Origin of the sequence: Acinetobacter sp. BMW17 (assembly GCF_001592855.1) — a bacterium.
Taxonomy (GTDB): Bacteria; Pseudomonadota; Gammaproteobacteria; order Pseudomonadales; family Moraxellaceae; genus Acinetobacter; species Acinetobacter johnsonii.
The window spans coordinates 1-18,915 of the sequence record NZ_LSOD01000034.1 but is presented as its reverse complement, the minus strand read 5'-3'; the positions used below and the strand labels follow the sequence as shown (position 1 = coordinate 18,915).

21 protein-coding genes and 3 pseudogenes are annotated in these 18,915 nt (G+C 39.0%); 19 read left to right on the top strand and 5 right to left on the bottom strand.

Annotated elements, in window-relative coordinates; genetic code table 11:
• Positions 1–193: 193 nt before the first annotated feature.
• The gene (locus AXW61_RS10635; RefSeq protein WP_062034282.1) at positions 194–1,126 is read left to right on the top strand and encodes an IS5 family transposase; all 933 of its coding nucleotides are present in this window, start codon (positions 194–196) and stop codon (positions 1,124–1,126) included.
• Positions 1,127–1,488: 362 nt separating this feature from the next.
• Here AXW61_RS10635 and AXW61_RS10630 read toward each other — a convergent pair.
• Positions 1,489–1,632 (bottom strand): annotated as a pseudogene (locus tag AXW61_RS10630) (transposase); the annotation flags it as partial.
• A gap of 225 nt (positions 1,633–1,857) precedes the next feature.
• Between AXW61_RS10630 and AXW61_RS10625 the strand changes: the two are divergent.
• The 5 genes from AXW61_RS10625 (at position 1,858) to AXW61_RS10605 (ending at position 6,768) form a co-directional block, all read left to right on the top strand.
• Positions 1,858–3,015 (top strand): iron-containing alcohol dehydrogenase, encoded by a 1,158-nt coding sequence (locus tag AXW61_RS10625; RefSeq protein WP_062034281.1) that lies wholly within the window; start codon positions 1,858–1,860, stop codon positions 3,013–3,015.
• Positions 3,016–3,101: 86 nt separating this feature from the next.
• Positions 3,102–3,779 (top strand): type 1 glutamine amidotransferase domain-containing protein, encoded by a 678-nt coding sequence (locus AXW61_RS10620; RefSeq protein WP_010116208.1) that lies wholly within the window; start codon positions 3,102–3,104, stop codon positions 3,777–3,779.
• Positions 3,780–3,789: 10 nt separating this feature from the next.
• A complete protein-coding gene (locus tag AXW61_RS10615) occupies positions 3,790–4,089 on the top strand; it encodes a DUF1330 domain-containing protein (protein ID WP_010116206.1) in 300 nt (99 codons plus the stop codon).
• Positions 4,090–4,147: 58 nt separating this feature from the next.
• Positions 4,148–5,536, top strand: coding sequence for an NAD-dependent succinate-semialdehyde dehydrogenase (locus AXW61_RS10610; RefSeq protein WP_010116205.1), 1,389 nt, complete (start codon positions 4,148–4,150; stop codon positions 5,534–5,536).
• Positions 5,537–5,640: 104 nt separating this feature from the next.
• On the top strand, positions 5,641–6,768 hold the full coding sequence (locus AXW61_RS10605) for an alkene reductase (RefSeq protein ID WP_062034280.1): 1,128 nt from the start codon (positions 5,641–5,643) through the stop codon (positions 6,766–6,768).
• An 83-nt stretch (positions 6,769–6,851) separates the two neighbouring features.
• Here AXW61_RS10605 and AXW61_RS10600 read toward each other — a convergent pair whose 3' ends face one another.
• Both AXW61_RS10600 and AXW61_RS10595 read right to left on the bottom strand, forming a co-directional pair.
• Positions 6,852–7,082 carry a hypothetical protein gene (locus AXW61_RS10600; protein WP_062034279.1) on the bottom strand — a complete coding sequence of 77 codons (231 nt, stop codon included), beginning with the start codon at positions 7,080–7,082 and terminating at the stop codon, positions 6,852–6,854.
• A 113-nt stretch (positions 7,083–7,195) separates the two neighbouring features.
• The gene (locus AXW61_RS10595; protein WP_010116202.1) at positions 7,196–7,804 is read right to left on the bottom strand and encodes a TetR/AcrR family transcriptional regulator; all 609 of its coding nucleotides are present in this window, start codon (positions 7,802–7,804) and stop codon (positions 7,196–7,198) included.
• Between the two features lie 143 nt (positions 7,805–7,947).
• Between AXW61_RS10595 and AXW61_RS10590 the strand changes: the two genes are divergently transcribed.
• The 7 genes and pseudogenes from AXW61_RS10590 (at position 7,948) to AXW61_RS10565 (ending at position 12,185) form a co-directional block, all read left to right on the top strand.
• Positions 7,948–8,967: an NADP-dependent oxidoreductase gene (locus AXW61_RS10590; RefSeq protein WP_062034278.1), complete on the top strand. Its 1,020-nt coding sequence runs from the start codon at positions 7,948–7,950 to the stop codon at positions 8,965–8,967.
• Positions 8,968–8,983: 16 nt separating this feature from the next.
• A complete protein-coding gene (locus AXW61_RS10585; protein ID WP_062034277.1) occupies positions 8,984–9,616 on the top strand; it encodes a glutathione S-transferase in 633 nt (210 codons plus the stop codon).
• 274 nt (positions 9,617–9,890) lie between these two features.
• Positions 9,891–10,319, top strand: a complete 429-nt coding sequence (locus AXW61_RS10580; protein WP_062034276.1) for an organic hydroperoxide resistance protein — start codon at positions 9,891–9,893, stop codon at positions 10,317–10,319.
• A 6-nt stretch (positions 10,320–10,325) separates the two neighbouring features.
• Positions 10,326–10,757, top strand: a complete 432-nt coding sequence (locus tag AXW61_RS10575) for a MarR family transcriptional regulator (RefSeq protein WP_005401805.1) — start codon at positions 10,326–10,328, stop codon at positions 10,755–10,757.
• Positions 10,747–11,052, top strand: a pseudogene (locus AXW61_RS17260) (transposase); the annotation flags it as partial. The gene AXW61_RS10575 and the pseudogene AXW61_RS17260, both read left to right, overlap by 11 nt.
• Positions 11,053–11,156: 104 nt before the next feature.
• A pseudogene (locus AXW61_RS10570) lies at positions 11,157–11,866 on the top strand (IS6 family transposase).
• A 76-nt stretch (positions 11,867–11,942) separates the two neighbouring features.
• The gene (locus AXW61_RS10565; RefSeq protein ID WP_062034275.1) at positions 11,943–12,185 is read left to right on the top strand and encodes a hypothetical protein; all 243 of its coding nucleotides are present in this window, start codon (positions 11,943–11,945) and stop codon (positions 12,183–12,185) included.
• A gap of 439 nt (positions 12,186–12,624) precedes the next feature.
• Here the strand turns inward: AXW61_RS10565 and AXW61_RS10560 are convergent, their stop codons facing one another.
• Positions 12,625–13,167, bottom strand: coding sequence for a cysteine hydrolase family protein (locus AXW61_RS10560; RefSeq protein WP_004637127.1), 543 nt, complete (start codon positions 13,165–13,167; stop codon positions 12,625–12,627).
• Positions 13,168–13,250: 83 nt separating this feature from the next.
• On the bottom strand, positions 13,251–14,135 hold the full coding sequence (locus AXW61_RS10555; RefSeq protein ID WP_005176778.1) for an MBL fold metallo-hydrolase: 885 nt from the start codon (positions 14,133–14,135) through the stop codon (positions 13,251–13,253).
• A gap of 132 nt (positions 14,136–14,267) precedes the next feature.
• On the opposite strand from AXW61_RS10555, the gene AXW61_RS10550 reads away from it, so the two are divergent.
• The 6 genes from AXW61_RS10550 (at position 14,268) to AXW61_RS10525 (ending at position 18,839) form a co-directional block, all read left to right on the top strand.
• Positions 14,268–15,239, top strand: a complete 972-nt coding sequence (locus AXW61_RS10550) for a helix-turn-helix domain-containing protein (RefSeq protein WP_004976500.1) — start codon at positions 14,268–14,270, stop codon at positions 15,237–15,239.
• 579 nt (positions 15,240–15,818) lie between these two features.
• Complete coding sequence (locus tag AXW61_RS10545; protein WP_062034274.1) at positions 15,819–16,766, top strand: sensor domain-containing diguanylate cyclase; 948 nt, start codon at positions 15,819–15,821, stop codon at positions 16,764–16,766.
• A gap of 220 nt (positions 16,767–16,986) precedes the next feature.
• Entirely contained in the window at positions 16,987–17,307 is a 321-nt protein-coding gene (locus tag AXW61_RS10540) for a type II toxin-antitoxin system RelE/ParE family toxin (RefSeq protein WP_039253786.1), read from the top strand.
• Positions 17,300–17,572, top strand: a complete 273-nt coding sequence (gene nadS, locus AXW61_RS10535; protein ID WP_062034273.1) for a NadS family protein — start codon at positions 17,300–17,302, stop codon at positions 17,570–17,572. Before AXW61_RS10540 ends, nadS begins: the two co-directional genes overlap by 8 nt.
• A gap of 291 nt (positions 17,573–17,863) precedes the next feature.
• Positions 17,864–18,082 carry a hypothetical protein gene (locus AXW61_RS10530; RefSeq protein ID WP_062034272.1) on the top strand — a complete coding sequence of 73 codons (219 nt, stop codon included), beginning with the start codon at positions 17,864–17,866 and terminating at the stop codon, positions 18,080–18,082.
• 13 nt (positions 18,083–18,095) lie between these two features.
• On the top strand, positions 18,096–18,839 hold the full coding sequence (locus AXW61_RS10525; protein ID WP_062034271.1) for a hypothetical protein: 744 nt from the start codon (positions 18,096–18,098) through the stop codon (positions 18,837–18,839).
• The last annotated feature ends 76 nt before the right edge of the window (positions 18,840–18,915 follow it).

The following is an 18,915-nucleotide window of genomic DNA, read 5'->3' as shown; positions in this document are numbered from 1 at the left end:
CTTGAAAGTGCCGACCGTGGAAGGGATTCATCTGCTGTATCTCGAAATAAATAAGATATTTAGCTTATCATGTCAGCCTATTTGCAACAGTGCCCTCTTTCTTCTGTGACCCTTTGAAGTTCTTTTTTTTGTATGAGAGGGCTTTGTTGCACAAAGCTATTCTTGAAGGCTTCTTCAGCAATATAATTTCCAGATGAAGAAGCCTGCACCTAAAATCTACCGTACAACCAATTGGTCCTCGTATAACCAAGCTTTAATCAAGCGTGGGAATATTTCAATCTGGTTTGATCCGAAGACCCAATGGTATGCACAACCACAAGGCAAGCACGGACGAAATCAAACTTATTCCGATACAGCGATTCAATGCTGTTTAATGATCAAATCTCTATTCCGTCTTTCTTTACGTATGGTCACTGGCTTTGCTCAAAGCCTGATTAAACTCAGTGGCTTGAATTGGACAGCACCAGATTACTCCACCCTCTGCAGACGACAAAAGCATATTGATATTGCGATAAGCTATCAGAAAAGTCGTGATGGGTTACACCTACTCGTCGACTCTACAGGTTTAAAATTTTTAGGTGAAGGCGAATGGAAGCGTAAGAAACATCAGCCTGAATACCGTCGGCAATGGCGTAAACTGCATATTGCTATAGATGCTGAAACACTGCAAATACGTGCCGTTCAGCTTACGACAAATAATGTCAGTGATTCACAAGTACTAGGTGATTTACTGGATCAAATCCCACTAGATGAGCGAATAGATTCTGTCTATACCGATGGGGCGTACGACACGAAGTGCTGCAGACAATTGATTGCAGATCGTCAAGCACATGCAGTAATTCCACCCAGAAAGAATGCCAAGCCCTGGAAAGATTCTAAAATCAGTTCAATAGAACGAAATGAGTTACTTCAAACGGTTAAACATTTAGGCAGAACCCTATGGAAAAAATGGTCGGGCTATCACCGTCGCAGTTTGGTGGAAACCAAGATGCATTGCATCAAATTATTAGGAGATAAGCTGACTGCAAGACATTTTCAAAGTCAGGTCAATGAAATTCATGCGCGTGTGGCAGTTCTGAATAGATTTACGGAATTAGGTAGACCTCACACCCAAGTTGTCACTTAAATTTGAATGGATTGGGGAAAACTCAGCTTTTGAATGTTTATGCAACAAAGCCATTCCAATTTAGAATGTTTTCTGCCTTACAAAGTAATCTTTTGTTTATTTAGTTTTTATAAGACTTATAAGATGAAATTAACTCATTGAGCCTAAAGCTTCATATAAGTATGAAACTTTATTACTCTAAAAAAATTTAGTAGGTCATGTTGGATTGCTTCAGTATGAGTCTTTATTTTTTTAGCTTAGGTCTTACTACGTAAAATCAAAGGGTTGAGAGTAAACCAGTATGATAATTTTTTACTCTCACACATTTTTAGCTTTGCCAATTCTGCAAGTGGATCACCAGATTCTATGATTTTAGGCTGTTGAGGATCATAACGTTTAATCCAGACATAAAGACTATGCGTGGTTGTACCTAAACGTGCGGCAACTTCAGCCACACTATGACCTTTTTCAGTCACTTGCTTTACTGCTTCAATTTTGAATTCTTCAGGGTATCGCTTACTGCTAATAAGCACCTCGTTAATTAGCCATTTTATTGGAACATCATCGACTCAAATCTCTATTTGCAACAGTGCCTTCTTCTTTAATTTATATATAAATAGACGACTGGTCTATTTTTGTATATAGTTGCTGCATGATCACAGCAAAAACCGCAGTGTGGATTAATTTTTATAGTTGACGCGATTAATAACGGTGGTTTTTCAAATCATTAACTGATTTTTGAGGATAAAAATATGCTGAATTTTGACTTTTATAATCCAACCCGTATTCTTTTTGGTGCCGACACGATTGTCAAAATCAATGACTATGTGCCTGCAGAAGCACGGGTATTAATGCTGTATGGTGGCGAAAGTGCCCGTAAAAATGGCACATTAGCTGAAGTGCGTGAAGCATTAGGTACACGAGAAATTCACGAATTCGGAGGAATCGAACCGAATCCGAGCTATGAAACCCTAATGAGAGCAGTAGAACTGATTCGTGAACAAAAGCTTGATTTCTTAATGGCTGTCGGCGGTGGCTCGGTGATTGATGGCACCAAATTTATTGCAGCAGCAGTCAATTATGCAGGTGATACATGGGAAATTTTAGAAACCCATGGCACTCAAATTAGCCAAGCTTTGCCTTTTGCCAGTGTACTCACTCTTCCGGCAACCGGTTCAGAAATGAACAACGGTGGGGTAGTTACCCGAAAATCGACCCAAGCCAAACTTGCATTTAGCAGTCCCTATGTTTTTCCGCAATTTTCGGTGCTAGACCCGAATAAAACCTATAGCTTGCCGACGCGCCAGTTGGCAAATGGCGTGGTCGATGCATTTATTCATGTCATGGAACAGTACTTAACTTACCCTGTCAATGCACAAGTACAAGATCGTTTTGCCGAAGGTCTATTGCAAACCCTGATTGAGATTGGACCGAAAGTCTTGGAAGATTCGGCAGATTATGACACGCGTGCCAATTTGATGTGGACCGCCAGCATGGCACTGAATGGCCTGATTGGAGCAGGTGTACCACAAGATTGGTCGACCCATTTGATTGGACATGAGCTCACGGCTTTACATGGTATTGATCATGCTCGTACCTTAGCAATTGTGTTGCCGGCCAATCTACAAGTACGTCGTCAAGAGAAGCGAGAAAAATTACTACAATATGCGACTCGTGTCTGGCAGATTGTCGAAGGTGATGAAGAACAACGTATTGATGCAGCCATTGCCCGTACTCGAACCTTCTTTGAGCAACTCGGACTGCCAACTCGTCTTAGCGATTATCAATTGGGGGCGACAGATATTGAGATCATCATTACGCAACTCGAATCACACAATCTGACCCAGTTAGGTGAACATAAAAATGTTTCATTAGAGATCAGTCGCCAAATTCTCGAGACGAGCCTCTAAACAAGCGTATCTGTCATGGTCACGCCACACGGCATGTGATCATGTAACGATGCTCCCCCAATCCTAAAAATTATCAGAGAAATAATATGAAAATTTTACTCGTTCTGACCTCACATGCACAACTAGGCAATACTGGTGAGAAAACAGGTTTCTGGCTAGAAGAACTTGCTGCACCGTATTACACCTTTATTGATTCCGGGGCTGAAGTCACGCTGGCTTCACCTCAAGGTGGGCAGCCACCACTCGATCCGAAAAGTAACTTAGCCGATGCACAAACTGAAACCACACATCGTTTTGAGGCGGATCCAACTGCAATGCAAGCATTGGCACAGACGCAAAAACTTAGCGAAATTTCTGTTGCTGATTATGATGCAGTGTTTTATCCGGGCGGGCATGGTCCATTGTGGGATTTAGCAGAAGATCCGATTTCAATTGCTCTGATTGAACAGGCGATTCAGTTTGGAAAACCAGTTGCAGCAGTTTGTCATGCCCCGGGTGTTCTTCGTCATGTGAAAGAGAGTAATGGAATGCCTTTAGTCAGCGGTAAATCTGTGACTGGTTTTACCAATACTGAGGAGGCCGTTGTAGGGTTGACCGAAATTGTACCGTTTTTGGTCGAAGACATGCTCAAAGAAAATGGTGGTCATTATTCTAAAGCGGGTGATTGGCAAGTGCATGTCCAAGTAGATGGCTTACTGGTTACTGGACAAAATCCCGCCTCTTCTGCTGCAACCGCCACAGCATTACTTCAATTGTTAAAATAAGGAGTAGTCAATGTCTGCATATGTGGTATTTACCCGTGAGCAAACTTCTGATTCTGAGCAACTGGTGCAATATGCAGAGAAAGCCCCACTTGCTCGTGAAGGTCGTGAGTTAACAGCATTGGCTTTTTATGGTCAATTAGAAGTGCTCGAAGGCAATGAAATTGAAGGAGCTGTCATTCTACGCTTTCCTGATATGGCGGCAGCGCGAGACTGGTATCACAGTCCTGCCTACCAAGAAGCATTACAACATCGTCTGAAAGGGGCGACTTATCGTGTTTTTATGATCGAAGGTATCGAAGAAGCACTCTAATAGGGTGGTAACAAAATTAATCAGAGTATGTTTTTGATTACAAAATCTGGAAAATAATATGGCTTATGCATCTATTAATCCTTATAACGGTGAAGTACTAAAAACCTTTCCTGTTGCAAGTGATACAGAAGTAGAACAAATCCTCACAAACGCTCATCAAGCATTCTTGGCTTGGAAAGATCGATCGGTTTCTGAGCGTTGTGTGATTTTGCAACGTGCCGCTGATCTCCTGCGTGCAGATGCGAATAGATACGCAGGTTTGCTTACTCTTGAAATGGGTAAAATCACCAGTGAAGCATTGGCAGAAGTTGAAATTTCTGCACGTATTTTCGAATATTACGTTCAGAATGCAGAGTCTTTACTGGCTGATGAGCAGTTACCATTTGATCCTAATGAAGGGCAAGCAACACTAGTTCATGAACCCTTGGGTATTATATTGGCTATTGAGCCTTGGAACTTTCCTTATTATCAAATTGCACGCATTTTGGCGCCGCAATTAGCAGCTGGTAATACATTGATTCTCAAACATGCATCCAATGTCCCACAATGTGCTTTAGCTTTTGAAAAATTGATGTTAGATGCAGGTCTTCCTGTAGGTACTTTCAGTAATATCTTTGCAACAAGACAGCAAATTAAGACTATCTTGAATGATCCACGCGTACATGGAGTCGCGTTAACAGGTTCAGAAGGTGCAGGCTCTGTTGTTGCTTCCCAAGCAGGGCAGGCATTAAAAAAATCCACATTGGAATTAGGAGGCGCAGATGCATTGGTGGTTCTGCGTGATGCGGTATTAAAAGAAACTGTAAAATGGGCAGTAAAAGGCCGTCATTCAAATGCAGGTCAAGTATGTATTTCATCTAAAAGAATAATCGTTGTAGATGAAATTTATGATGAATTTTTAACACTCTATACAGAAGGTGTTGCACAACTAAAAGCAGGGAATCCTTTTGATGTAGAAACTACATTGGCACCTCTATCCTCACAGGCAGCTGCTGAAGAAGTACGTGAGAAAATTCGTCAAGCAGTTATACATGGTGCTATTGCTACTGAAGTAGGAGCTAGAGTGCCGAGTCAAGGGGCTTTTGTGCAACCAACTATCCTGACTAATCTAACCCCTGAAAATCCAGCGTATTATTGGGAGTTTTTTGGTCCTGTTTCAATGATTTTACGTGCTAAAGATGAACCAGATGCAATTGATATAGCTAATGATTCGCCTTTTGGTCTGGGTGGGTCGGTCTTTACAGAAGATACAAAACATGGTGCTGAAGTAGCTAAGCGTATTTCGAGTGGAATGGTATTCGTTAATCGACCTGCTTTTTCCAATGCAAATCTTCCCTTTGGAGGAATCAAACGTTCTGGTTATGGGCGTGAACTTATCGGTCTTGGTATCAAAGAATTTATTAATCATAAACTGATTTATGTTACTGATAGTAAAACCAAAGCCTAGCCTCTAATACCCTTTTACCCCTTTATTTTTTCTGTTGCAGGAAGGAGGGGTATTTTTTTTAAAATTTAGATCAATTATGGTCATGATCACTTGGAAACAATGAAATGAAAGCCAGCAAATTTTTTCAAAACCTGAGCTTAGGCCCGTATGTTTTGCAAAACCGTATTGTATTGCCACCATTAACGCGGTCGCGCAGTACTCAGCCAGGGAATATTCCAAATGAGTTGATGGCGACCTATTATCAACAGCGTACCGGGGCTGGATTTATGGTCACCGAAGGTACGCAAATCGAGCCACGTGGTCAAGGCTATGCTTGGACTCCTGGTATTTACAGCCCTGAACAGATTACTGGATGGCGTAAAGTGACCGAAGCAGTGCATGCTAAAGGAGGCATTATTTTTGCGCAACTTTGGCATGTTGGGCGTGTTTCACATACATCTTTGCAACCCAATCATGCAGCACCGGTCGCACCCTCGGCTATTGCGGCTGATAGCAATGTTAAAGTCTTTATTGAGACGGGGCCCAATGCAGGGACCTTAGCTGATCCCTCCATGCCACGTGCTTTAAGCAATGCAGAAGTTAAAGAGTTAGTACAACTCTATGCTCAAGCTGCACGCAATGCCTTGGCTGCCGGTTTTGATGGGGTTGAAATTCATTGTGCAAATGGTTATTTGGTGAATCAATTTATCTCTGCACATAGTAACCACCGTGAAGATGAATATGGTGGATCACTAAACAACCGTTTGCGTTTTTTACGTGAAGTGGTACAGGCGGTTGCCGAGGTGGTTGGTGCAGATCGTTTAGGAGTGCGTTTTGCCCCGCTATTTGAAAGTACAGAGGAAGATCGTGTTTACATGGGGTTGGTTGAAGAAGATCCACATGCGACTTATATTGAGGCCATAAAGATACTTGAAGAAGTTGGGATTGCCTATTTATCGATTGCAGAAGCTGATTGGGACAATGCACCAGAACTTCCTCATGATTTTCGTCGAGATGTCAGAGACACTTTCAGTGGTCGCATTATTTATGCAGGTCGATATACGGCAGAAAGAGGGACTCGAATTTTAGAGGCAGGACTGGCCGATTTAATTGCATTTGGACGGCCATTTATTGCGAATCCAGATTTACCCAATCGTCTCGCCCATGGCTGGCCATTGAATGCAGTAGATGCAAGCAGTATGTATGGTGGGACGGAAAAAGGCTATATTGATTACCCAGCTTACGCAGATTAATATTGACTAAGTGAGTTATTTTGCCAACCTTTGTGGTTGGCAAAATAAGGACTTAGGATTGCTGTTGCTAGCACAATTTCTTCTTAAAACAAATTCTTAAGATTTTTTAGCTGTGTAATGAGCCAACCCGCCAGTGGAAAGGAAATGAGTTGCGTCACGGGCACTAATACTATGACTTCAATCAACACCATCATCGGGAAACTTTGATGCTGAGTAATTGGCTTTAATAAAGTCAGTACCAGTAATAGTGTGGGATATAAGCCTAAATATCCGACTAAAATACGAGTCAGGAGGGCTTTAGAAGGAGAATTCATTGTGCGCTATACTCATTGATACTAAGTTGATGTAATAGCAGCACATTAATAAGTAATCATTTGGCTGCTATCACAACTTTTTACTTATCTAATTGATATTGAATATAATCTTTTTAAGACTCTGCACTTTTTAATAGAAACTCAGTCGCTCTCAGGGCTTGATGTAATGGTGTTTTATCTTTTTGCAACTTACTCAGTAATGCTGCACCCAACCACATTTGGTAAATCACTTGTGCCAACGTAGAGGCATCAGTGTCTGCTTGGATAGACTGATCTTGTTTTCCCAAAACAATTAACCCAGCAATCCGTTGGATTACATCATCGACACCAGCGGACATAATGGAGCGCATATCTTCAGATAGGTCGGCAACTTCTGCGGCAAGTTTCACAATTAAACAGCTATCTGCCCAACCACACTGCGTTTCAGGATCTTCAATCCATAATTTAAAATACCCGATCAGCTTTTGATAAGCGGATTGATCACTACTCCATACTTCATTTAAACGGACTTGGTAATTATCTACATAATACTGTACCAATTCACAGCCGAAAGACTCCTTGGATTGGAAGTAATGATAAAATGAGCCTTTAGGGATCTCGCAGCTTTGTAAAATTTCTTGTAATCCTACACCGGTAAAACCTTTATGCAAAATTAGGTCTGAACTGGTGTTAAGAATGTGTAAGCGCTTAGCTTCAGACTTCTTAATAGGGGTAAGCTTCATATTAATTGTGTACTCTATTGTAAAAAATAGACCAGTCGTATTGATTTTCATTATAACTCATCTACAATGGATGTAAAGACGTTTTAATCGACAGTTTTGATTATCAATAGAAATACTTCTATATAAAACATGGAGTTATACAGGTGAGCACGATTAATAACCAACGCATCGTTTTAGCTAAACGGCCAGTCGGTGAGCCAAAACACAGCGATTTTCGAATTGAGCAAGTTGAGCTTTCTCAACTTAAACAAGGCGAAATGTTGTTAAAAACCATTTACTTGTCACTCGACCCTTATATGCGTGGTCGCATGAGTGATGCTCCTTCATATGCAGCACCGGTTGAAATTGGCGAAGTGATGGTCGGTGGAACAGTCAGTCAAGTGGTGGCCTCTAAAAACCCAAAATTCAAAGAAGGCGAGTGGGTTCTTTCCGGAAATGGCTGGCAGGGCTACGCAATTTCTAATGGGACTGCATGTCAAAGCTTAGGTATGCAACCTGAACATCCATCTTGGGCATTGGGTATTTTGGGAATGCCAGGATTTACTGCTTATATGGGGCTGTTGGACATTGGTCAGCCTAAAGCCGGTGAAACTTTAGTCGTTGCAGCTGCAACGGGACCTGTTGGTGCTACGGTTGGACAGATTGGCAAAATTAAAGGTTGTCGCGTGGTTGGCGTCGCAGGTGGGCCTGAAAAATGTCGTTATGCAGTAGAAGAACTCGGCTTCGATGCTTGTATCAATCATCATGATGAAAATTTTGCAGAACAATTACAACAAGCAGTTCCCAACGGTATTGATATTTATTATGAGAATGTAGGGGGTAAAGTGTTTGATGCGGTATGGCCATTGCTTAACTCTACGGCACGTATACCGGTGTGTGGTGTGGTTTCCCAGTATAACGCTACCGAGCAAGCACAAGGGCCAGACCGTTTACCGGGCTTTATTTCCACCCTTTTAAGAAAGCGTATTCGCATGCAAGGCTTTATTATTTTTGATGATTATGGCAGTCAGTATCCAGAATTCAATCAGCAAATGTCCGAATGGTTGAAAGACGGAAAAATCAAATATAAAGAGCATATGGTGCAAGGTTTAGATAACACGATCAATGCTTTCAATGGTATGTTAAAAGGCGAAAACTTTGGCAAAGTGGTTGTAAAAATTTAAAAAAATAGGAATTATCATGATTACACTACATCATTTAGATCAATCACGTTCTTTTCGCATTTTGTGGTTACTTGAAGAAATCAAGCAGCCTTATGAGTTGAAACGCTATTATCGTGACTCAAGCACGCATTTGGCACCTGAATCTTTAAAAATCATCCATCCGTTAGGGAAATCTCCAGTATTGGAATGGGATGGCAAAGTTATTGCAGAGTCAGGCGCAATCGTTGAGTTATTAATTCAGAAACTTGCGCCGCATTTAGCACCCGATATGGATGAACCTACCTATGTCGATTATCTACAGTGGATTCATTTCTCAGAAAGCTCTGCCATGCTGCCATTTTTATTAAAAACGTTTAATGCGATAGAAACCAAGCAGGGCACGAAGTTGGTATTTCTAGAAAATTATACTCAAGTTGAGTTCGATAAAGTATTTGGCCATTTAAATGAATATTTAAAAGATAAAGAATTTCTAGTGGCAGACCGTTTAACCGGTGCTGACTTTATGATGGGCTTTGGGCTACATGCTTTAGTTTATCATATGGGACAAGGTGGAAATTATCCCCATATCCAACGTTATGTAGCAGGTTTAAGCCAACTACCTAGCTGGCAAGCCGCAGTACAAATTGAACAAGATGGTGTGAAAAGCTAAAATAGCAAGATTGATTTTTTCTCAAGGAGATTGAGAAAAAAGATGATGATTTTCTAGCCTTAAAATAAGCTGACACTTATTTTAAGTAAACGCCTAATGAGTTTCATTGGGCGTTTTCTATTTTAAAGATAGATAAGGATTCGGAATCTTTATCCTAATATCTATATAGAAGATAGTCCAATTAATAGAAAGAAATAGTGAACAAATATTTGATCTAATTTAAATTGTGTGCAATTATATTTTGTACAAATTAAATTAAGTTAAGGTAACACACATGAGTAATCTCTATTCAACTCAAGTTAAAGCAGTTGGTGGGCGTTCGGGAACTATTCGTAGCGAAGATGGTATTCTAGAGTTGAAATTGGCTTTACCAAAAGAATTAGGTGGTAAAGGTGATGCAACGAATCCTGAGCAATTATTTGCAGCTGGCTATGCTGCATGCTTTGGAAATGCAGTGATCCATGTAACTCGTAGCAATAAAGAATATAAAATCCGTGATAACGATGTAGAAGTCCTGAGCACTGTTGGAATGGTTGCTAATGGCAATGGTGGATTTGCCTTGACAGTACACTTAGATGTCACGATTTCAGGTATTTCACAAGCTGACGCAGAGAAAATAGTGGAACAAACACATCAAGTATGTCCTTATTCAAATGCTATTCGAGGTAATATACAGGTGTCTACCACTGTCTATACCAAATAAAAAGTTATGTCCAAGAATCAGCTTTGCTTAGATGAGCAACTATGTTTTCCTATTTATGCTGCATCTAATTTAATCGTAAAAGCTTATCGCCCTTTTCTTACACCTCTCGGACTTACTTATCCTCAATATTTAGTAATGTTGGTTTTGTGGGAAAAAGACTGTGTAAGTGTGGGTGATCTTGGACAAATTTTACATCTTGATAGTGGAACATTAACCCCACTATTAAAAAGAATGGAGACATCTGGTCTAATTAATCGATCACGTGATCCTAATGATGAAAGACGAGTTCTTATTTCATTAAAAGATAAAGGGCGAGACTTATCTGCTGAAGCAGAAAAGATTCCTAAAGAGCTTACCAAGAACATTGAGTTTGCTAACTTAAATCAATTACGAGATGAATTAAAAGCATTAGTTAATCTATTATCAGAAAGAATTTGAGACCTCTTTTACATCTGGTCTAAAAGCAATCTATCAGACAAGCACAGAGGACAATGCATTAAAGTCCCTAGATATCTTGTGTGATCAATGGAATCAACAATATCCAAAAATTGGCGAATCTTGACAGGAAAATTGGGAAAATATACGAACGATCTTTAGCAATCCAGCTGAAATAGGTCATGTAATTTATACGAGGAATGCGATTGAATCGTTGAATAGCGTAATCCGCCATTCAGCTAAAAAGAGAAAGATCTTCTCTTCTAATAATTCAGTGAAAAAGGTCATTTACTTAGCTGTACTAGCTCAAACCTGATCTGACAGTTACCCATTTTTTATGGCACTGTTGCAAATAGGCTGACATGATAAGCTAAATATCTTATTTATTTCGAGATACAGCAGATGAATCCCTTCCACGGTCGGCACTTTCAAGGTGAAATCATTCTTTGGGCTGTTCGTTGGTATTGTAAATATGGCATCAGCTATCGTGAACTTCAAGAAATGCTCGCTGAACGAGGCATAAATGTGGACCACATTACAATTTATCGTTGGGTTCAGCGTTATGCTCCAGAAATGGAAAAACGGTTACGCTGGTATTGGCGTAATCCTACAGATTTACATTCATGGCATATGGATGAGACTTATATCAAAGTGAAGTGGCGATGGACTTACCTGTATCGTGCAGTTGATCAACGTGGTCATACGATTGACTTTTACCTTTCCGCTAGACGGAACAGTAAATCAGCCTATTGTTTCTTAGGAAAGATCTTCAATACGGTGAAAAAATGGCAAATTCCACGGGTCATCAATACAGATAAAGCAGCGACCTATGGCCATGCTTTATCACGGTTAAAGCGAGAAGGAAAATGTCCAGTAGATATTGAGCACAAGCAGATTAAGTATAAAAATAATGTCATTGAATGTGATCATGGTAAGTTAAAGCGGATCATCAGGGCCACATTAGGATTCAAATCTATGAAGACGGCTTATGCCACAATTAAAGGTATTGAAGTCATGCGTGCACTACGTAANGTAAAGGACAAGCATCGTCATTTTATTATGGTCAGCCTCAGGGTGAAGTGTGTCTAATCAACAGGGTTTTCGGTCTCTAAGTACTTTTTAAAGGAAACATCATCGACTCAAATCTCTATTTGCAACAGTGCCGTAATAAAAAGGGATCAAGGACATGTGGGTTCAGCATGTAAAACAAAGGTTTTAATTGATGGTGTATCGGTTGCTAGTTTGAAGATGTCTGAAAAGATGGTCGTCTATTTAACGGCAGAGAAACACATCCTAAGTTCTATCCCTCAAGGAATATGCGGTGGTGGTATTGTAGAACTTGAAATTGATTTATCCAATAAACAAACCGCGACTTTTAGAATAGGTTTTGATGCGAATGCTACCCATAGAATTCAACCAACAGTTTTCTAATTTCAGCTTTTAATCATTTTTCTATTGGATTTAGCTATGGCTATTTTAGTTAGATCCAGGCAAAACGTTGTACAAATGGAATGGAGGTAAGAAATGCGGTACTTCATATTCCTCAAAGTACACTAAATTTTGAATGTGATCATTTCTTAGGTTGATAGATTTTTACATTCTCATCCCTGAACAAGTGGAGCCAAAATCCGAAAAAAGAGGCTTCTGGAGCCGCTTCTTTAAGCCATATGGCTGATCTGATTGTTCACCTGGGCTTATTAAACTCGTGGAACATTGCTCAAAAATTAAGCGTGGAACATGAAGAATCCATAAAAAAGCCCAATCACTACTAATTGGGCTTTTTTCATTAACATAAGACTATGATTTATAATAAATAAAAATTTGCATTTCGTATAAGGTGTATTATGTTAATTTTAGGAAATCTTAGTCTTTAGCTAACATAATCTTCAGTTGATATTACTTGAGCATATGCAAATTCAAAAGCGGCCATTAATGTTGCATGGACATGACCAGCAGGTACTTTAACGCCATTAAATTCCAAGTCTAGTGTTGCACAAGCATCATGTATCACTTTTACCTTATAACCAAAATCAGAAGCAGCACGAACAGCAGCATCAACACACATATGCGTCATAGCACCAATCACGACTAACTCAGTCACTTGATTGCTATCTAAAATTTCTTTGAGATTCGTGTTTAAGAACGCATTGATGTGATTTTTAATGATCACAGATTCATCTTCTTGCGGCTTAACTGTGTCCTGAAATTCAATACCATTTGAGCTAGGTTCAAATATAGGAGATTCAGCATCAGCAATATGTTGGACATGAATCACTTGAGTACCCTGTTGACGGGCTTTCGCAATTACTTTCACTGCATTAGCAGCAGCTTGTTCAATATTTACCAATGGTAATTTACCTGTAGGTAGATATTCATTTTGTAAGTCGATAACTAATAAAGCTGATTTTGACATACCTATTCCTTTACTTAACTAATATTTGTTTTGTTCTACTTATGTTTTAAAGAAGTGGAATGCTTCCACTTCTTTAAGTCACTTTAGAAAGAAAGCGTTTCACCATCGATAGGAATTAAAACCTTATCTTGGATTCCTTTGTCCTTTACGTAATCTGCAAGCTCAGCACGTGTTACCGACATGTGGTTAATTGCATCCATGTGAACAGCAACCACTTTAGCATTTGGTGCTTTCTGAGTTGCATGATAAGTATCTTCTTTGCCCATAATAATGGATTCTTTAAAGCCATCAACCAAGGCGTTACCTGTATTCAAGACAATCACATCAGGTTTAAATGTTTGAATCGCTTGATCAACTTCAGAACGCCAGATGGTATCTCCTGCCACATAAACAGTTTCATGGCCAGCAGCTTCAAATACCACACCCATTGCTTCACCTAATCCAGCTTTAAGCTTAGGAATACGGTACATGGCATCAGTACCGTGTTGACCACCAGTTTTAGTGAGCTTAATCCCTTCAAAGGTCGCTTGAGTTAATACACGAACATCTTTGAAGCCTTGTGACTGAATGATTTTCTGGTCTTCTTTATTCTGTACAAACAACGGCATGTTTTTCGGAATAGTCGCTTGTGCTGCATCATCCCAATGATCTAAATGGGTATGGGTCACGATTACCGCATCTACACCTTCTAAAATCGTTTCGGGCTTGATAGGCAAATCGACTAATGGGTTCCGTAAATAGCTACGATGAGTATCAGGAAAACCTTCATAGAATCCTTTTTTAGCAAACATTGGGTCAATTAAAAAAGTCGTATCAGCATAGGTTACTTTAATCGTTGCATTGCGAATTTCTTGTATATGCGTAACTTTAGAAGTATCTCGCTGAACCACCTTATCATTCGCATATAAATGGACTGAAGCCATTGCCAGAGAGAGTGCAATAACAGAGCTACTTAAAATTTTATTCATGTTCCAGATCCAATCATTTAGTCATACTCGAATCATGATAGGAAAAATTAAGCAATAAAATTGTCCTTAAGGACAATCATCGAAACTATTGGGACAACATGCTATATTTATTATTTTAGAGAGGTAGATTGAATGGCTATACCAGTGATTGGATTGTTCGTATATCCCAATATAAATCCATTTCACTTCTCTATCCCCCATATCATTTTCAATATCAAGATTGAAGATAAACGCTTATTTGATCTGAAAATTTTTTCTATAGATGGCCAGCCCGTAACAACAGAACAGTCTATGATGATTATCCCTGATGGTGGGGTCGAGCTCATTAAAGAGTCGGATCTTATTATTATTCCTGGGTGGGATGATTTTAATCACGAGCCTGAACAAGTACTTATCGATGCCCTAAATTGTGCATATCAGACTGGAATTAGAATTGTAGGGTTATGCTATGGAACTTATGCACTGGCATATGCTGGTTTACTTGACCATAAAAAAGCAGCTACGCACTGGATGGCTGAACAAGATTTCAGTGAGCGGTTTCCACAGGTTCAACTTGATCATGATGCCCTGTATGTAGAAGACCAAAGGATTGTAACCTCTGCTGGAACAGGTGCAGCATTAGACTGCTGCCTATATTTGGTACGAGAAATCTATAATGCACGAATTGCGAATAAAGTCTCTAGAGTAATGGTGATCCCGCCTCACCGTGAAGGTGGGCAAGCTCAGTTTATTGAACAGCCAGTCGCAGAATCGAGCCAAGATGCACAAATTAATGTATTACTTGATTTTTTAAGAAAGAATTTAGCTTTACAACATAATATTGAAAGCCTCGCTGAACGGACACATATGACACGCAGGACGTTCACACGGCATTTTAAGAAAGCGACAGGCATGACCCTAGTCGATTGGCTGAATACTGAAAGAATCAGATTAAGTTGTGAACTTTTAGAAACGACAAACTTGTCTATCGAAAAGATAACCGAGCTTTCAGGTTTTAATAATACCGTGTCATTTAGAAAAAATTTTCGTGAAAAATATGGCACCAGCCCTCAGGCATGGAGAAAAGCTTTTGGGATCATTAATGAAAATAATCCACCCATTTAACATAATGGCGCTTATACGAAACGCGTTTTTAATATTACTTTAAGATCAGTATCTTATCGTTATTCATACCCTCTGGAACGTTCTCGTTCAACCGACTTGGAAACAAGTCGGTTTCTTTTTAAGCAAAACTGTAACTTTTAGCCAATAAAATTGATCAAAAAACATTCTATTTTGGACTTTTTCCTGATTTATCAAGGTTCACAATTCAGAAATAATCCCCAATTTCTGCGGACAACTCTTGGGATAAAATAAGCCAACTTTGTAAGCTAAAACTTACATAGATTTAAGGTTTTTGCGGATTGGTAATCCAAGGCATTAGCCCTATGATGAATACATAAGGGAACTGGATGTTTCCAGAAAACAAGAATAAGAAAATAGCGCAAGGAATGGGCAGCACGAAATCAGTAAGATGAGCACCCCGATATGAAAAAGCCCGACAGGATGTCGGGCTTTTTTATTCTCTATTTTTTAGATTAAGCTTGTAAATGTATATACAATGAGAATTAAAGTTTCTATTGGTCCTATTAAATAGCATTTTGCCACTTCTAGATTCAATCCTAATCAAAATAGTGAGTAATTATGATCCCTTCTTATGAAAATTTTAAAGATTTTAAAGATGCTGGTGAAAAAATTTTAGAGTATTTACATAATCACTTAGGCTTTGCTTTATGGATGATTACTCGTACTGAAAGTAATGATTGGATAGTTTTGCAAGCTAAAGATCATGGATATGGAGTACAGGCAGGACAGGTCTTCAATTGGGCTGACTCATACTGCTCTAAGATGGTATTAGATAAAGGGCCACGCATAGCACCTGATTCGAAAAAGATTCCACTGTATGTAGAAGCAGGCATCAACAAACTGGTCGATATAAACGCCTATATTGGGCAACCTTTATTCAATGAGGATGGTTCTATTTTCGGCACATTATGTGCTATTGATCCATCAGTACAGCCTCAAAGCATAGAACAACATAGTGATCTATTAGAGCTATTAAGTTTATTACTTAGTCGAATTTTACAAAATGAACTTAAAATTAATGAACAAAAAAGAGTTAGTGAAAAGCTTGAAATGGATTCATTAACCGATCATTTAACGGGTGTTTTTAATCGTCGTGCTTGGGATACATTTTTGGATTTAGAGGAAGATCGATGTAAAACGTACGGACATCCAACCACAGTGATTATGATAGATTTAAATAACTTAAAAGCTATAAACGATAAATTTGGTCATTCGGCTGGAGACCAGATGATCCAAAAAACGGCCCAAATCTTAAAGAAAAATGTACGCTCCAATGATTTAGTCGCGCGTTTAGGAGGAGATGAGTTTGGCATTCTAAATATTGAAACGACTTTAGAAAATACTCAGAAATTGGTGAATCGACTTTTAAAGTCCTTACAAAATGCTGGAATTAATGCTGCTGTTGGTGTTGCGGCACGTGAACCAAGTAAAAATTTACGAATGGCAGTAATTGAAGCAGATGAAAAAATGTATCAGCATAAACGTCAAATTAAAGTCATCATTTGATGATTCCATAGAACAGGATGTTTGAGGATCTAAAACAATAATCGTAAGTAAGACACTTGGATTGTGAAGCTAGACAGGAGTCTTGCTTGAGCAGTAAGCTCATTTGAAGTTTTTCTAAAATTAACATAATGGCTGTTATGCGAAACGAGAGCTACCAGCTCTCGTTTTTTGTTATGGAAACTGCTAAAATTCAAATACGCCATTGACGTATAAAGAGTCCATGTTATTTATTGAAACCAGCATCTTTACCAAGCAAATTAAAGACCTTGTATCTGATGAGGAATATCGTCAACTTCAGCAAGATCTTTTGGTACAGCCTGATAGAGGTGACCTAATCAAGAATGGCGGTGGTATTCGCAAAGTACGTTGTGCTCAAGGTAACAAAGGGAAAAGTGGTGGGATACGGGTGATTTATTATTGGGTCACCGAGGATGATCAGATCTTTTTCTTAGTGGCTTATCCAAAATCAGTAAAAGATAATTTAACAGATAAGGAAACCGCCATTCTGCGCCAACTCGTGAAGGAGCAATTTCATGGATAACAACTTATTTGATAACTTGGTTGCTTCAATCAAAGAAGCTGGAGCTATCAAACGTAAAGAAGTTAAAGCAAGCCGAGTTACAGAACTCGAATTGCCTGATATTAAAGAAGTACGTGAAAAAACAGGCTTGAGCCAAAATGAATTTGCTGCACGTCTACATATTAGCCCCCGTACCCTGCAAAATTGGGAACAGGGACGACGCTATCCAACTGGACCAGCAGCTACATTGATTCGAATTTTAGATGCTCACCCAAGCCTTATTTGAAAAAATTAATTAAAAAATAGGAGCTTAAGGCTCCCATTTTTATTTCGTATAAGGTGTATTATGTTAATTTTAGGATTACTTAAAAATACTACTTACAACTGAGTATGTATATTTGAAAACATGCTATTAGCTAAGAGCATTGTTTTTTTTTTCAAATTAACATATAAATATATTTGGCATCGTTCGTGGCCAGCAAATGCAAGTTACGGATTCACTTACTCACTTAACATCAGTGAGAGGCGGATCTATGCTTGTCCAAATCTGCCTCTCACTTCATCAGAGGCAACAAATATGTCTAATATTGTCCATTCCCAAGCACATCTTCGTAAATTAAAAGGTCAAACATTATCTCGTTTTGATAGTGAACAAAAAATGTTAGCTTCTGGCCCTCTAGGCATTGAACGACTAATTATGAACATAGCTTTAGATTTTATGGAAAAGTATCCCAATATGTCTTGGCAACAAGCTATTTTTGCTGCTCAGGCATATTGTGATCGTACACATAATTAAGAGGGGAATAGCAATGACTAAAGAAACATCTGTGATTTCTCATAACAGTAAAGAATACCAGCTAAATATCGGATCCTCTTTTAAGAATCTTGATGGTGATCCTGTTAAGGCAATCTATGAAGTATGTATTGAGGATATTATTCTTCCAAATGGAAAAACTGCTGGTGAATATAAGTTAGAGAAAAAATTAGAATATGAGTCATGTAATATAAAATTAGATTCATCTAATAAACAGTATCTAAATAGATGCTCTTTAATTGAGTTTCGCTGTAACTGGGATGACCTAATTACTGTAGCTAAGAAACAGATTAATAATGCATGTGTGCATCTATTACTTCCTAGACGGAAACGCTCTGAAGAAGAACAGTATCAAATTTTAAAAGCCGCAAGTAATGGTCATATCAATGCAATGTATTACATTGGTACTGCTCTTAGTGATGGTCAAGATGAGAACTGCTTACTTTGGCTTTCAATGGCACATAACAGAGGGCATCTTGGTGCTTGTTATGCGATAGCTATGTATTTAGCTCGTAATAAAAATTTTATAGATTCGCTTCGCTGTTTACTCATTTCAGCAGATAGTGGTCTTGACTTAGCCTATCTAAATCTTTTCGATATCACTGTCATAACGAACATGTTTCAAATTAAGGACGTACTGGCATTAGAGACCATGCTAGAAGAGCTTTTAAAAGTATCTGATTATTCAACTGCTCGTTATTTCAAAGGTATGCTTTTGTTACTGTCAACGGCATTCTAAAATTGACCCCTTTTACCTTACAAATGGCAAAGTAAAATTGACCCCTTTGATCTCGTATTAAGTTTCAACCTGGGGC

What these genes read in the sequence shown, in the direction of transcription:
- AXW61_RS10635 (WP_062034282.1), top strand. Translation starts at nt 194, where the DNA reads ATGAAGAAGCCTGCACCTAAAATCTACCGTACAACCAATTGGTCCTCG.
- AXW61_RS10625 (WP_062034281.1), top strand. Translation starts at nt 1,858, where the DNA reads ATGCTGAATTTTGACTTTTATAATCCAACCCGTATTCTTTTTGGTGCC.
- AXW61_RS10620 (WP_010116208.1), top strand. Translation starts at nt 3,102, where the DNA reads ATGAAAATTTTACTCGTTCTGACCTCACATGCACAACTAGGCAATACT.
- AXW61_RS10615 (WP_010116206.1), top strand. Translation starts at nt 3,790, where the DNA reads ATGTCTGCATATGTGGTATTTACCCGTGAGCAAACTTCTGATTCTGAG.
- AXW61_RS10610 (WP_010116205.1), top strand. Translation starts at nt 4,148, where the DNA reads ATGGCTTATGCATCTATTAATCCTTATAACGGTGAAGTACTAAAAACC.
- AXW61_RS10605 (WP_062034280.1), top strand. Translation starts at nt 5,641, where the DNA reads ATGAAAGCCAGCAAATTTTTTCAAAACCTGAGCTTAGGCCCGTATGTT.
- AXW61_RS10600 (WP_062034279.1), bottom strand. Translation starts at nt 7,082, where the DNA reads ATGAATTCTCCTTCTAAAGCCCTCCTGACTCGTATTTTAGTCGGATAT.
- AXW61_RS10595 (WP_010116202.1), bottom strand. Translation starts at nt 7,804, where the DNA reads ATGAAGCTTACCCCTATTAAGAAGTCTGAAGCTAAGCGCTTACACATT.
- AXW61_RS10585 (WP_062034277.1), top strand. Translation starts at nt 8,984, where the DNA reads ATGATTACACTACATCATTTAGATCAATCACGTTCTTTTCGCATTTTG.
- AXW61_RS10580 (WP_062034276.1), top strand. Translation starts at nt 9,891, where the DNA reads ATGAGTAATCTCTATTCAACTCAAGTTAAAGCAGTTGGTGGGCGTTCG.
- AXW61_RS10575 (WP_005401805.1), top strand. Translation starts at nt 10,326, where the DNA reads ATGTCCAAGAATCAGCTTTGCTTAGATGAGCAACTATGTTTTCCTATT.
- AXW61_RS10560 (WP_004637127.1), bottom strand. Translation starts at nt 13,167, where the DNA reads ATGTCAAAATCAGCTTTATTAGTTATCGACTTACAAAATGAATATCTA.
- AXW61_RS10555 (WP_005176778.1), bottom strand. Translation starts at nt 14,135, where the DNA reads ATGAATAAAATTTTAAGTAGCTCTGTTATTGCACTCTCTCTGGCAATG.
- AXW61_RS10550 (WP_004976500.1), top strand. Translation starts at nt 14,268, where the DNA reads ATGGCTATACCAGTGATTGGATTGTTCGTATATCCCAATATAAATCCA.
- AXW61_RS10545 (WP_062034274.1), top strand. Translation starts at nt 15,819, where the DNA reads ATGATCCCTTCTTATGAAAATTTTAAAGATTTTAAAGATGCTGGTGAA.
- AXW61_RS10540 (WP_039253786.1), top strand. Translation starts at nt 16,987, where the DNA reads ATGTTATTTATTGAAACCAGCATCTTTACCAAGCAAATTAAAGACCTT.
- nadS (WP_062034273.1), top strand. Translation starts at nt 17,300, where the DNA reads ATGGATAACAACTTATTTGATAACTTGGTTGCTTCAATCAAAGAAGCT.
- AXW61_RS10530 (WP_062034272.1), top strand. Translation starts at nt 17,864, where the DNA reads ATGTCTAATATTGTCCATTCCCAAGCACATCTTCGTAAATTAAAAGGT.
- AXW61_RS10525 (WP_062034271.1), top strand. Translation starts at nt 18,096, where the DNA reads ATGACTAAAGAAACATCTGTGATTTCTCATAACAGTAAAGAATACCAG.